This window comes from Planococcus halotolerans, assembly GCF_003289955.1.
In the GTDB taxonomy this organism is placed as follows: Bacteria; Bacillota; Bacilli; order Bacillales_A; family Planococcaceae; genus Planococcus; species Planococcus halotolerans.
The window spans coordinates 13188-26881 of sequence record NZ_QLZR01000012.1 but is presented as its reverse complement, the minus strand read 5'-3'; the positions used below and the strand labels follow the sequence as shown (position 1 = coordinate 26881).

Here is a 13694-nt window from a genome sequence, read left to right as displayed (position 1 = left end):
CTAACTACGAACATTTATAAAACTTGGAGGGTGAAATGTATATGGCTACAAAAATGAAAGCACAAAAAAGAGAAAGCGGTACGCCGCATTCAGCATTAACGGAATTACGAGGAAAAGGTGACGTACCGGGAATCGTATACGGCTATCAAGCTGAAACGACACCGCTGACAGTTTCTGAAATAGATTTAATCAAAACATTACGCGAATCTGGGCGAAACGGTGTTATCAACCTGGAATTGGACGGGAAAACATTCAATGTGGTATTAAGTGATTACCAAATGGATGCTTTAAAAGGCAACTTTAAGCATGTCGACTTTTTAGCGATCAATATGTCTGACGAACTTGAAGTAGCAGCGGCTGTGCATACAGTCGGTGAAGCTGCAGGGGAATCAGAAGGCGGTATCGTTAACCAGCCTAACCGTGAAGTTAACATCAAAGTGAAGCCTTCGGATATTCCGGATGCTCTTGAAGTGGATGTCAGCAAACTTGAAATTGGCGATTCTCTTTCTGTAGGGGATATCCGTGGAACAGTGCCTTATGAAATTCTGGATGATGACGATTTCCTATTGGTATCTGTATCTGCACCACGTACTCAGGAAGAAATTGACGAGCTTGAAGAGACTCCTGAAACTGAAGGCGCTGAGCCGGAAGTTGTCGGAAGCGACGAAGAATCAGGTTCTGACGAAGAAAAAGAAGCGTAAAATTAAACAGAAGAAAACAGGGACTGTCTTCTGGCAGTCCCTGTTTTTTCATTAATAAGAGTATGTGGTAAAATAGACAGCAGTGAAAAGCAAAGGACGAGTTGCAATGAAATTAATTATTGGCCTGGGCAATCCGGGCAAAACCTATGAACAGACCCGCCATAACATCGGCTTCCATGTAATTGATCATTTGGCTTCGAAGTGGAATGCACCGCTGACGCAGGCGAAATTCAAGGGCATGTATTCCGTCATCCACCGGCCGGAAGGCAAAGTGATGCTGTTGAAGCCGCTGACGTACATGAACTTATCTGGTGAAAGTGTCAGTGCCATCATGGATTATTACGATATCGGCATTGACGATATCCTTGTCATCTACGATGATCTGGACTTGCCGACAGGGCAGTTGAGGCTGCGCCAAAAAGGCAGCGCCGGAGGGCATAACGGCATCAAGTCCCTGATTCAGCATCTTGGGACCCAGAACTTCAACCGGATCCGCATCGGCATCAGCCGTCCGCCCGCAGGAATGAAAGTGCCTGATTACGTATTATCCAGATTTTCAAAAGATGAAAGCGCGGATATGGCAGAAGCAGTCCAAAAATCAGCTGAAGCCTGTGAATTTTGGCTGGGCAAACCGTTTATAGAAGTCATGACTAAATACAATGGAGCATAGATTCGCTTTGGCGCGTAACGCGTTCAGAGCTTTTTTCTGTTTCCCAGGAAAGGAGGAATCTTCATGAATCATATTTTAGAAGCTTTTTCAGAGGATTCACAAGTACAAAAGTTAATTGCTGATTTGAAGAAAGGGCAGGATCATCAGCTGGTTTCGGGATTATCGGGCAGCGGGCGTACTTTCTTCTACCGTACCCTTTACGGTGAGCTTGATGCACCGATGCTGATTGTCACACCGAACCTTTTGCATGCGCAACGGGTCTACGACGATCTTGTGAAATTGCTGGGCGAAGAACTGGTCCATTTGTATCCGGCAGAAGAATTGATTGCGGCGGACGTTTCTTTTTCAGGTCCCGAACTCCGCGCTCATCGAATTGACACACTCGATCATATGGCGAATACCGGAAAAGGCATCTACATTACGCCCGTAGCTGGAATGCGCAAATTATTGCCTTCCAGAAAACAATGGGACGCCTCTACTTTGCGGGTGGAAGACGGGGAAGAACTGGATACCGACCAATGGCTATTGAAATTGGTGGCTATGGGCTATTCCCGTACCACAATGGTGACGGCACCTGGGGAATTTGCATTGCGCGGTGGCATCCTCGATGTCTATCCGCTGAACTTCGAGCATCCGGTCCGCATTGAATTGTTCGATACGGAAGTCGACTCAATCCGTATTTTTGACGCGGAAGACCAGCGTTCTCTGAAGAAGATTGCTTCATTATGCATTCTGCCGGCCAACGAACTGGTGCTTGATAAATCGCAAAGAAGCGCTTTGGCAGACCGCATTGAAGAACAATTAGCCTTTACATTGAAGAAAACAAAGGCTGACGATACGAAAGAGTTGCTGCTTCAATACATCCAGCATGATATTGATATCCTGCGGCAAGGGGATATCCCTGACCAGGCAGCTAAATATGCATCATTGGTAGAAACCCAATCCGCTTCTTTAGGTGATTATTTCCCGGGAAATGGTTATGTGTTTTTCGATGAATTAGGCCGTATTCAGGAAATGACGGAAACACTGGAACGTGAAGAAGGCGAATGGATCGTGTCTTTATTGGAGGAAGGGAAATTCCTTCAAGGCGTCAATCTGTCCTATACGTTCCGTGAATTGATTGGCCAAATGAAACAAAAGATGACGTATCTGTCTTTATTTGTCCGGACGTTCCCGATGGTTTCAGTCAAAAAATCGATTGCCTTCTCCAGTAAGCCGATGCAGTCGTTCCATGGCCAGATGAATTTATTGAAAGCGGAAATGGAACGCTGGGTGATGGGTAAATTCCGTGTGTTTGTTATAGCCGAAGGCGATGAGCGGCTGCGGAAAGTCCGTTCGGTACTGGAAGATTACGGAGTTGAAGCTGAAATTCTTACGGAATCTACTGCAGTGCAGCCCGGAAAAGTGTATTTGGCGGATGGAGATCTGGCAAATGGCTTTGAGATGTCATTGCAGCGCTTTGCCGTCATTACCGATTCGGAATTGTTTAAACAGCAGCCGAAGAAAAAGACGCGTGCGCAGAAACTGACTAATGCCGAACGCATCAAGAGTTATTCCGAGATTAAACCGGGAGATTATATTGTCCATGTCCACCACGGAATCGGGCGCTATGTCGGCATCGAGACCCTGGAAGTCAAAGGCGTCCATAAAGACTACCTTCATATCGTCTATAAAGCGGATGATAAATTATTCGTGCCGGTCGATCAGATCGACTTGATCCAGAAATACATCGCTTCCGAAGAGAAAGAGCCGAAGCTCCATAAAATGGGCGGCGCCGAGTGGAAAAAGACGCGCGCGAAAGTTTCGAAAGCGGTGCAGGACATTGCAGACGATTTGATCAAGCTTTATGCCGAACGGGAAGCGCTGAAAGGCTATGCTTTCTCGAAAGAGCAGGATATGCAGCGGCAGTTTGAATCAGAGTTCCCTTACGACGAAACCGTCGACCAACTGCGTTCAATCAATGAAGTCAAAAAGGATATGGAAAAAGAACGTCCGATGGACCGGCTGATTTGCGGGGATGTCGGCTACGGTAAAACAGAAGTCGCCATACGCGCCGCTTTTAAAGCAGTACTGGACGGCAAACAAGTGGCTTTCCTGGTGCCGACGACGATTCTGGCGCAGCAGCATTTTGATACGATGAGTGAACGCTTTAAGGATTATCCGATTGAAGTGGGCCTCATGAGCCGTTTCCGTTCCAAAAAGCAGCAGGCGGAAACCGTTAAAGGTCTGAAGAATGGATCTGTGGATGTTGTAGTCGGAACACACCGTATCCTTTCAAAAGATATGCATTATAAAGATCTCGGTTTATTGATCATTGATGAAGAACAGCGCTTTGGCGTAACCCATAAAGAGAAGATCAAGCAGATGAAGACCAATGTCGACGTATTGACGCTGACGGCAACACCGATTCCGCGGACGCTTCATATGTCGATGATAGGGGTGCGCGATCTCTCTGTAATCGAAACACCGCCGGCAAACCGTTTTCCAGTCCAAAGTTATGTAATGGAACAGAATGGTGCCCTCGTGCGGGAAGCTATCGAACGCGAAATGGCGCGTGGCGGCCAGGCATTCTACTTATACAACCGGGTCGACGATATGACGCGGAAAGTGGAAGAGCTTCAGCAATTGGTGCCGGAAGCCCGTATCGGCTATGCCCACGGCCAGATGTCTGAAACCGAGCTGGAATCGATTATCATCGGTTTCCTGGACGGCGACTATGATGTATTGGTGACGACGACGATCATTGAAACAGGCATCGATATTCCGAACGTCAATACTTTAATTGTTGAAAATGCAGATCGCATGGGCTTGTCCCAGCTGTATCAGCTGCGGGGGCGTGTAGGCCGTTCAAGCCGTGTAGCCTACGCTTACTTCATGTACCAGCGGGACAAAGTACTGACGGACGTGGCGGAAAAACGCCTGATGGCAATAAAAGAATTTACTGAGCTTGGCTCCGGCTTTAAAATCGCCATGCGTGATTTGACGATCCGCGGAGCAGGGAATCTGCTGGGTTCGCAGCAACACGGCTTTATTGATTCGGTCGGATTCGACCTTTATTCCCAAATGCTGGAAGAAGCGATCGAAGAACGCCAGAGCGGCGTCAAGAAAGAGCCGGTTCAGGAAATCGAAATTTCGCTGGATGTCGATGCATATATACCGGATTCCTATATCAGCGACGGTTATCAGAAAATCCAGATGTACAAACGGGTCAAAGGCATAGATGAAGCCGAAGAAGTCGCAGAACTGCAGGATGAACTGATTGACCGTTTCGGCGACATGCCGCTCGAAACGGACCGTCTGCTGCGCATCGCCCTGATGAAAGTATGGGGACGCCAGGTGGGCGTTGAATCGATCAAGCAAAACGGCAAAATCATCTCCATTAAATTAAGCGAAAAAGGTACGGCGGCAGTAAACGGCGGCAAGCTCGTCGAAGAATCGGCAGCTTACGGCCGTGCAGTCGGCTTCAGCATGGCGGGCCAGCAGCTTGTCATGGCAATCGATGAAAATAAAACAGCCAAACATCATCCTTTTGATGTTCTGGAAGGCATGATGAAATTATTGCCGGAATCTCTCCGGGAAGTTGAAACAACAAATTAATCCGATGATGGAATGGGTGAATCCGGTTGAACACAGAAGGTGCGATGAAGACATTTATGAAAGGTGCGGTCCTTTTGACGCTGGCCGGCCTGATCGTGAAAATACTCAGTGCGGTTTACCGGGTGCCATTCCAGAACATGGTCGGGGATCAGGGCTTCTACATTTATCAGCAGGTTTATCCATTTATTGCTGTCTTTGGCATCTGGACTTCTTATGGTTTTGCGGTGGCCGTCTCCAAAATGCTGGCGGATTCGCAGGCGAATGAGCACCGCGCCATTATCCGGATCGCTTTTTGGACGATTGCCAGTATCTCTCTGGTAATATTCGCAGCCCTCTTCCTTGGTGCGGATTTATTGGCGGCGTGGATGGGGGATAACCAGTTAAGCGCATTGTTGAAAGTCGGTTCATTTGCCGTTTTGCTGATGGCACCGCTGGCAGTGATGAAAGGTCATTTCCAAGCAGGCAGTGTGATGCAGCCGGTCGCTTATGCACAGGTCATCGAGCAGGCAATCCGGGTAACAGTCATTTTGCTCGGTACCTGGCTTGTTGTCACGAACGGCTTTTCCCTTTACGCCGCGGGACAGACGGCGATGCTTGGGGCTGTTGCGGGAGAACTGGCGGCAGTGGGCCTGCTGATTTATTACTTTAATAGATTGGCAATCAAACAGCCGCAGCCCGTACCGGTTGAATTATGGCCGACTGTTAAAAAAATGCTGGCGATCAGTTTAAGTGTCAGCATGAGTTCATTGATCTTGCTGATATTCCAGATGGCGGACTCCTTCAGTGTCTTCCGCCTGCTTGAAGCCAGCGGAATTGGAAGGCTTATGGCAATGGAGCAAAAAGGCATCTACGACCGCGGCCAGCCGCTTGCCCAGTTCGGTTTGCTCGTTGCAACGTCACTGGCGCTGTCGATTGTACCGCTGGTTGCTCAGATGCAGCGCAAAAAGAATGGGCGTTCGGCTGAACTGTACGCTAAACTGGCGTACCGGATTTCCCTGCTGTTCGCCATAGCAGCTGCGGCCGGGCTGACATTTGTCATGCCTTATGTGAATGAAATGCTGTTCCAGACAAGAGCGCAATCAGCCGCGCTTATCGTTTTCAGCTGGCAGATTGTCTGGATGTCGCTGCTGCTCATTCTTACTGCCTTGCTTTACGGCGTTGGAAAAGTAGCTGTGCCTGCCCTGTTGATGGCAGGCGGCTTGGCGGTGAAAGTCATCGGCAACTGGCTGCTCATTCCCGTGTACGGAGTAATGGGTGCAGCAATAGCAGGAAACCTGGGCTTAGCTTTTATTGTTTGCGGACTGGTGACTTATTTTAAAAAACAATGGCCGTTACGATTTGCACCATCCCGTTTTTACGGATGGATTTTCATTGCTTCAACTGCAATGGGGGCAGCAGTGCTCGGTTGGGCGGTTTTCGCTGACTGGACATTGTTTGATGCATTGCCGAGTCGCTTAGCGGCTGCAGCAACGGCGCTGACAGCAGTCCCGCTCGGTGCCGCTGTGTTCCTCGCGATAATTGCGAAAAGCCGCATCATTACGGAAAAGCAATGGTATATCATGCCGTTCGGCCGAAAAATGGCCAAGCTGCAATTAGCGATCAATTCAAAGAAAAAAGGTGATAGACGATGAATACAATCCATATCATCGGACTCGGCGCTGGCGACCTCGACCAGCTGCCGCTCGGTGTCTATAAAAAGTTAAAAAAAGCTGAGCGTTTGTATGTGCGGACGGCAGACCATCCCGTGCTCACTGAATTGGTGCAGGAAGGCCTGGTCTATACCAGCTTTGATGAAGTATATGAGAAATACGATGAATTCGCTCCGGTCTATCAGGAAATTGCGGATACGCTGCTCCAACTGTCGGAAGAAGGGCCGGTTGTGTATGCAGTTCCTGGCCATCCGCTGGTTGCTGAACAAACTGTACAGCACCTGATTCAAGCCGAGAAGGCAGGTAAATGCCAATTATTGATTGAAGGCGGCAGCAGTTTTCTCGATTCGATATTCGGCGCTCTTCGCATCGATCCGATCGATGGCTTCCAATTGGTCGACGGCACTACGATGGAAAGCGATCGTTTGAATATGACCCAGCATATTCTCATCGCCCAGATTTACGACACACTCAGTGCCTCGGAAGCCAAACTGACGCTGATGGAAAAATACCCGGACGATTACCCGGTGACAATTGTGACGGCTGCTGGATCCTCACAGGAAAAACTGCAGACGGTTCCATTGCATGAACTTGACCATGCTGCTGAAATCGATAATCTGACAACAGTTTATGTGCCGCCGGCAGCCGACCAGCAGGAACGGCTGAAGGAATGGCAGACATTCCGCTCGGTCATCGCAAAACTTCGCAGCCCTGATGGTTGTCCGTGGGACCGGGAACAGACGCACGAAAGTCTGATGCCTTATCTATTGGAAGAAGCGCATGAACTGCTGCAGGCGATTGATGAACAGGACGACGATGCCATTGCCGACGAACTGGGTGATGTTTTATTGCAAATTTTCCTTCATGCCCAAATTGGACAGGACAATGGTTATTTCCAGCTCGAAGATGTGCTCGAATCAATTTCTGCCAAAATGATCCGGCGCCACCCGCATGTATTCGGCGATGCTGAGGTCGATAGCTCAGATGAAGTCGTCAGCAATTGGCAGGCAATCAAAGCGCAGGAAAAACCGGCGGCCGATTCTTTACTCGATGGCCAGGAACGCTTCAGTTCATCACTCACAACCTCTTATAATTACCAGAAAAAAGCGGCGAAGGTTGGTTTCACCTGGTCGGATGCGGAAGGTGCCTGGGAGAAGTTCCAGGAGGAGCTGCAGGAATTCCGGGATGAACTGGCGAATGGTTCCAAAGAAGACCAGCTCGATGAACTGGGAGATTTACTGTTTACACTCGTGAACATTGCAAGATTTTATGATCTGTCGCCGGAACAGGCGATGGTGCAGGCCAACCGCAAATTCCGCAGCCGATTCGGTTTTGTTGAGAGGAAAGTGGAAGAAGGCACCGGCAATTTCAGCGATTATACATTGGAACAGCTCGATGAGTTTTGGAACGAAGCCAAATTATTGGCAAGAAAGGGAGAATGATTATGCGTCTCGATAAATTCCTGAAAGTTTCCCGGCTGATCAAACGCCGGACATTGGCCAAGCAAGTGGCAGACCAGGGCCGCATTACCGTAAACGGCAATAAAGCCAAAGCGAGTTCGGTCATCAAAGAGAATGACGAACTGCAAATCCGCTTCGGCCAAAAGGTTGTAACTGTACGGGTGGATATGCTGAAAGAAAACGTCCGTAAAGAAGAAACAGCCAATATGTATACGATATTAAAAGAAGAAAAGCTGGACAAGGTAGAACCTGAGTTCATCGATGACGAAGCGTAAGGGTTCAAAATATAAAAAGCTGCACTGTGAGCGTAATGCTCAAGTGCAGCTTTTTTGCATATACCGGTGTATAGCTGTCATTTGCAGAAAAAAGAAACTTATACTTTGATGGATCACGTATAGTGCATGCTCACTTGGCCATCAGTGCAAACAACAATGCTTTTTGCGCATGCAGCCGGTTTTCTGCTTCTTGGAACACCACGGAGTTGGGACCTTCCAAGACTTCTGTAGATACTTCTTCCTCCCGGTGGGCAGGCAAGCAGTGCATGAAAATATAATTTGAATTAGCATGCTGAACAAGTTGTTCATTGACTTGGAAGCCTTGGAAATGCTTCATTCGTTCAAGTGCTTCCGCTTCCTGCCCCATGCTTGCCCAAACGTCAGTGTAGATGATGTCGCTGCCGGTTGCGGCTTCCACCACGTTTGCAGTCACCTGGATATTGGAACCCGTATGGACAGCAATACTTTTCGCCAATTCAATCATTTCCGGTTTCGGCGCATATGCAGGAGGACAAGCAACGGTAATGTCCATCCCGACTTTTGCAGCACCGATCATCAAAGAATTAGACATATTATTGCCATCGCCGATATAAGTCAGCTTTTTCCCTTTAAAAGTGCCGAAATGTTCTTGGATCGTCAATAAATCTGCGAGCACCTGACACGGATGAAAGTCGTCGGTCAACCCATTGATAACCGGTACACTGCTATTGTCAGCAAGTTCCTCGACAGTCGCCTGGTCAAAAGTCCGTATCATGATGCCATCCAGATAGCCGGACAGGACTTGCGCTGTGTCAGCGATGGTCTCACCGCGCCCCATTTGAATGTCACGCGTGCTCAGGTATATGGCGTGTCCGCCAAGCTGCAGCATGCCGGCTTCAAAGGATACTCGTGTACGGGTGGAAGATTTCTCAAAAATCATGCCGAGAACTTTCCCTTGCAGCAGCGGCAAATGTTTGTTCTCCGGCTTTTTCAGTTCTGCAGCCAAAGCCAGCAGTTCCAGAATCTCCGAAGGGCTGTAATCTTTCAGTGACAATAAGTGATTTTGAACAATTTGCGGGGCATACGGCATCGTCAGGGTCATTTTACAAGCACTCCTTTTTGGTTTTTCATAAGTTTTACAGATTCTTTGAATGCGTTGATTGTTTCTGCGCGTGTCCATACATGCACACGATGGACGGCAGCTTGGGACGCTTGAACTTTATCGGGGGCCGGGGTCAAATCGATATAAGCTTTTTTGGATGCAGTCATCATCCATTCGGTAAAGGGCAATAATGTTTCTGTATAGACGGTGAAACCATGCTTTTCCCAAAAACCGGTTTCGAGGAGCGGCAGGGATTTTTCAGTAATGAAAATACTGCCCCCTTCCGTCAGGTCAGCCAGTTGCAGAGAAGCTCCGCTCAATGCTTTATGCATTGCGACGGCGGGGTCGGTATCTTGACCAATCACTTCACCTGTCGACATCATTTCAGGTGACAGGAGAGGGGACAGGCCTGGCAGCTTAATATGCGAGAATACCGGCGCTTTGACGGTATATTCAGGTTGGCCGTTATACAGGCCGGCTATATCCAGTTCTTCATAAGGCACACCGGTCAAAAGAGCTGTGGCCAGCTGCACAAGAGGTACGTCGGTCACTTTTGAACTGATTGGAGCAGTGCGCGAAGCCCGGGGATTGATTTCCATGACAAACAGCTGCCCTTCTTCATAAACAAATTGAATATTGAACAAGCCGGTGTAATTCATGTTCCGGGCAATATGCTTGGCGGTTACGGCAAGTTCCTCCCGTTCAGCGTTTGTCAGTGAGACGGGCGGAGTAATGGATATGCTGTCCCCTGAATGGACGCCGGTTCCTTCAATATGTTCAAAGATTGCTGGTATCCATGAATTTTCACCGTCGGTCAGAATATCCGCCTCCACTTCCTTGCCGGTGATGAAATGATCGACAAGAACCGGGAATACTGCTTCTGTCTTCGCAAGCCAGTCTTCAAGCTCTTGCTTGTTAGACAGTACTATCATGCCTTTGCCGCCGATTACATAAGACGGGCGCAGCAGCACCGGATAGCCGAGCGTTTCCGCAAATTGCGGAATCTCTGTCGGTGTTTCCGCTGTGAAACTCGGAATCACAGGTAGACCTATCGACTTGAGGAACGAATAAAATCGGTCACGGTCTTCCATCTGGTCCAGTAAATCGACCGAAGAGCCGAGCACGGTGATGCCCGCTTCTTCAAGCGCTCCTGCAACGTTGAGTGATGTCTGGCCGCCGAACTGGATAATGACATCAGAAATACCTTCGAAATCGAGTACATTGAGAATGTCTTCCGCAGTCAACGGTTCAAAATATAGCGCATCGGCAACTTCGTAATCGGTGCTCACCGTTTCAGGGTTGTTGTTGATCATCACTGCTTCGTAGCCTAGCTTCTGAAGCGCCTTTACACTATGGACGCAGCAATAATCGAACTCAATACCCTGGCCTATCCGAATCGGACCGGATCCAATTACTGCCACTTTTTTGCTGTTTGCCTGGCGCAAGTCAGAAACGCCGTTCCAGGTGGAATAATAGTAATTTGTCTGGGAACGAAATTCTGCTGCACAGGTATCAATAACGCGGTAGGCGGGAAACAGATTCCAGCATTTCCGTTGTCCCCAGATTTCTGAAGCGGAAATCCCCCACATTTTGGCGAGATGCTGATCGCTGAATCCAAGCATCTTTGCCTGCTGGAGGCGCTCATACGTCATGCCAAACCAGGATAAGGATGATAATTTATTCCACTCGTCGACAATCCGCTTCAGTACATACAGGAAATACGGTGCGATGCCGGTCGATTGCTGCAGCGAATCGATGCTCTTGTTGCGTATCAGCAATTCGAAAAGCACGAAGAGGCGCCGGTCATCCGCTTCAATCGCCAGTGTTTCAAGTTGGTCCATCGGCATAGTGGAAAGTGCGGGAAGGCGAAAGCCATCAAGCGTCATATCGAGCGAGCGGATCGCCTTCTGGAGTGCCGCTTCCATGCTTCGTTCAATCGCCATGACTTCGCCGGTTGCTTTCATCTGAGTTCCGAGCAGTCGATTGGCATCCTGGAATTGATCGAACGGCCAACGCGGCAATTTTACAGCTACATAATCAAGTGCCGGTTCAAAACTGGCGAACGTGGTGCCAGTCACCGGGTTTTTCAATTCGGAAAGCGAATAGCCGAGTGCGAGCTTGGCGGCGATTTTGGCGATCGGGTAGCCGGTTGCTTTGGAGGCAAGCGCCGACGAGCGGCTGACTCGCGGATTTACTTCGATTAAATAATATGCCGACGTTTCCGGATGAAGCGCGAATTGAACATTACAGGCACCGATAATCCCAAGTGCTTCGATAATCTTGATGGATGCACTCCGCAGCATGTGGTAATCCCGGTCGTTGATTGTCTGGCTTGGGGCTGCAACGATCGAGTCACCGGTATGTACGCCCACTGGATCCAGATTTTCCATATTACAAACCGTGATGCATGTGCCGTCGGCATCGCGCATTACTTCGTATTCGATTTCCTTATAGCCGGCAATGCTTTTCTCTACGAGGCATTGCTGGATGGGACTTGCACTTAGCCCTTGTCCGACGAGCGTGATATAGGCTGTTTCATCTTTTGCAATGCCGCCTCCGAAGCCACCGAGTGTATAAGCGGGGCGAACGATGAGCGGATAGCCGATTTGATCAGCAAATTCCAGTGCATCCTCAACTGAATAAACAATATCGCTGTGCGGCACAGGTTCATCCAGTTTATTCATCAAGGCACGGAATTGCTCCCGGTCTTCCGCTTGTTTGATGGAATCAATATTGGTGCCAAGGAGTTTTATGCCGAATTTTGCAAGAATCCCTGCATCTGATAATGCCATTGCCAAATTCAGCCCTGTTTGCCCGCCTACAGTTGCGAGCAGACCATCGGGACGTTCTGCTTCAATAATGGCAACCAGACTTTCCATGTTCAAAGCTTCAAAGTAAACCTTATCTGAAACGGATTTATCCGTCATGATTGTTGCTGGATTGTTGTTGACGAGAATTACGGTAACGCCTTCTTCTTTCAATGCCAGGCAGGCTTGTGTGCCTGAATAATCAAATTCAGCGGCCTGGCCGATGACGATGGCTCCGGAACCTATGACGAGTACTTTCTTTATATCATTATTTTTAGGCATGCATTTTCACCTTCTTTTTCTGTTGTACAGTGGATAGGAACTGGCTGAACAATTCAAGATGATCAGCGGGGCCCGGCGCCGCTTCCGGATGGAATTGTACGGTCATAATCGGAAGCTCCGGGTGGAAAAGCCCTTCAATGCTTCCGTCATTGACATTTCTATAGAGAATGGAAAACGGCGTTTCTTTGATGCTGGTGTCCTCCACTACGTAACTGTGATTCTGGGAACTCATTGCGACGCGCAGCGTTTTCAGGTTTACCACAGGATGGTTGGCCCCGCGATGACCGAACAGCAGCTTTGTTGTCTTTGCTCCGAAAGCTGACGCAAGAACTTGATGTCCAAGGCAGATGCCGAAGGCCGGATACCGCTCTGCCCAGTCCCGGTAAACAGGAAAACGAGGAGACAATGCGGCGGGGTCCCCCGGTCCATTCGAGAATAATAGACCATCAAGCTGAAGAAGATCCAATCGTTCGGTCGATATTGTATATGGAATGACACTGACTTTGCATTGTCGCTTGAGCAATTCAGCGAGAATGGAAGATTTGTAATGGAAATCAATCAAGCCGATATGGATTTCTCCTTCACCGAATGTCACGATTTCCGCATGATTGTCAGCATCTGAAAAGAAATCAGTCTGCACGGCTGACCATTGGACGATTCCGGAAAGAGAAGACCCAATATGTGACTGCATAGTGCCAAAATCGCGCAAGGACTGAATAACAGAGCGGGTATCAACACCGCTTAATACAGGCACTTGTGCATTTTCCAAGAAACGGCCAAGCGTCATTGCCCCTTTTTCGACAGGCCCGTTATATAACTCAGCTACTACAATACCTGCTGCTTGAATCTTCTCTGATTGAAGATGACTGGCTTTAACGCCATATTGGCCGATTAATGGATAAGAAAATACAATGATTTGGCCCTTATAGGACGGGTCGGTCAACACCTCTTCGTATCCGGTCATTCCGGTGAAAAATACAATCTCTCCTTGAACAGCTCCGAGATTTCCATTCCAATCCCCTTTAAACGAAGCACCATTCGCTAACGACAACAATCCCTCCATTTTCTCTGCCTCCTTTGATTATTCAGTAAAAATGTATATTTATTAAATTGGAAAATGTAATGAAAAGATAAAATGCATATAATTAATAGGTTTAAGGTATAGTATCTCA

The 13694-nt window shown here is 48.4% G+C and carries 9 protein-coding genes; 6 read left to right on the top strand and 3 right to left on the bottom strand.

Annotation, left to right across the window (positions count from 1 at the left end; translation table 11 throughout):
• Window positions 1-41 precede the first annotated feature (41 nt).
• From DP120_RS17960 to DP120_RS17935, 6 genes are all read left to right on the top strand, one after another.
• Complete coding sequence (locus DP120_RS17960) at window positions 42-701, top strand: 50S ribosomal protein L25/general stress protein Ctc (protein WP_112225058.1); 660 nt, start codon at window positions 42-44, stop codon at window positions 699-701.
• 106 nt (window positions 702-807) lie between these two features.
• Complete coding sequence (pth, locus tag DP120_RS17955) at window positions 808-1371, top strand: aminoacyl-tRNA hydrolase (protein ID WP_112225022.1); 564 nt, start codon at window positions 808-810, stop codon at window positions 1369-1371.
• 63 nt (window positions 1372-1434) lie between these two features.
• Window positions 1435-4968: a transcription-repair coupling factor gene (mfd, locus tag DP120_RS17950; RefSeq protein WP_112225020.1), complete on the top strand. Its 3534-nt coding sequence runs from the start codon at window positions 1435-1437 to the stop codon at window positions 4966-4968.
• A gap of 44 nt (window positions 4969-5012) precedes the next feature.
• Window positions 5013-6599, top strand: a complete 1587-nt coding sequence (locus DP120_RS17945; RefSeq protein ID WP_112225018.1) for a putative polysaccharide biosynthesis protein — start codon at window positions 5013-5015, stop codon at window positions 6597-6599.
• The gene (gene yabN / locus DP120_RS17940) at window positions 6596-8059 is read left to right on the top strand and encodes a bifunctional methyltransferase/pyrophosphohydrolase YabN (RefSeq protein WP_112225016.1); all 1464 of its coding nucleotides are present in this window, start codon (window positions 6596-6598) and stop codon (window positions 8057-8059) included. Before DP120_RS17945 ends, yabN begins: the two co-directional genes overlap by 4 nt.
• Before the next feature lie 2 nt (window positions 8060-8061).
• Entirely contained in the window at window positions 8062-8352 is a 291-nt protein-coding gene (locus DP120_RS17935) for an RNA-binding S4 domain-containing protein (protein WP_112225014.1), read from the top strand.
• Window positions 8353-8482: 130 nt separating this feature from the next.
• Here DP120_RS17935 and argF read toward each other — a convergent pair whose 3' ends face one another.
• The 3 genes from argF to DP120_RS17920 are packed head-to-tail and all read right to left on the bottom strand — an operon-like array spanning window position 8483 to window position 13585.
• Complete coding sequence (gene argF, locus DP120_RS17930; protein ID WP_112225012.1) at window positions 8483-9433, bottom strand: ornithine carbamoyltransferase; 951 nt, start codon at window positions 9431-9433, stop codon at window positions 8483-8485.
• Window positions 9430-12522, bottom strand: coding sequence for a carbamoyl-phosphate synthase (glutamine-hydrolyzing) large subunit (carB, locus tag DP120_RS17925; RefSeq protein WP_112225010.1), 3093 nt, complete (start codon window positions 12520-12522; stop codon window positions 9430-9432). The genes argF and carB overlap by 4 nt, the downstream gene beginning before the upstream one ends.
• Complete coding sequence (locus tag DP120_RS17920) at window positions 12515-13585, bottom strand: carbamoyl phosphate synthase small subunit (RefSeq protein ID WP_112225008.1); 1071 nt, start codon at window positions 13583-13585, stop codon at window positions 12515-12517. Before DP120_RS17920 ends, carB begins: the two co-directional genes overlap by 8 nt.
• Window positions 13586-13694 lie beyond the last annotated feature (109 nt).

Coding starts and splice junctions, on each gene's coding strand:
- DP120_RS17960 (WP_112225058.1), top strand. CDS start 42: ATGGCTACAAAAATGAAAGCACAAAAAAGAGAAAGCGGTACGCCGCAT.
- pth (WP_112225022.1), top strand. CDS start 808: ATGAAATTAATTATTGGCCTGGGCAATCCGGGCAAAACCTATGAACAG.
- mfd (WP_112225020.1), top strand. CDS start 1,435: ATGAATCATATTTTAGAAGCTTTTTCAGAGGATTCACAAGTACAAAAG.
- DP120_RS17945 (WP_112225018.1), top strand. CDS start 5,013: ATGAAGACATTTATGAAAGGTGCGGTCCTTTTGACGCTGGCCGGCCTG.
- yabN (WP_112225016.1), top strand. CDS start 6,596: ATGAATACAATCCATATCATCGGACTCGGCGCTGGCGACCTCGACCAG.
- DP120_RS17935 (WP_112225014.1), top strand. CDS start 8,062: ATGCGTCTCGATAAATTCCTGAAAGTTTCCCGGCTGATCAAACGCCGG.
- argF (WP_112225012.1), bottom strand. CDS start 9,433: ATGACCCTGACGATGCCGTATGCCCCGCAAATTGTTCAAAATCACTTA.
- carB (WP_112225010.1), bottom strand. CDS start 12,522: ATGCCTAAAAATAATGATATAAAGAAAGTACTCGTCATAGGTTCCGGA.
- DP120_RS17920 (WP_112225008.1), bottom strand. CDS start 13,585: ATGGAGGGATTGTTGTCGTTAGCGAATGGTGCTTCGTTTAAAGGGGAT.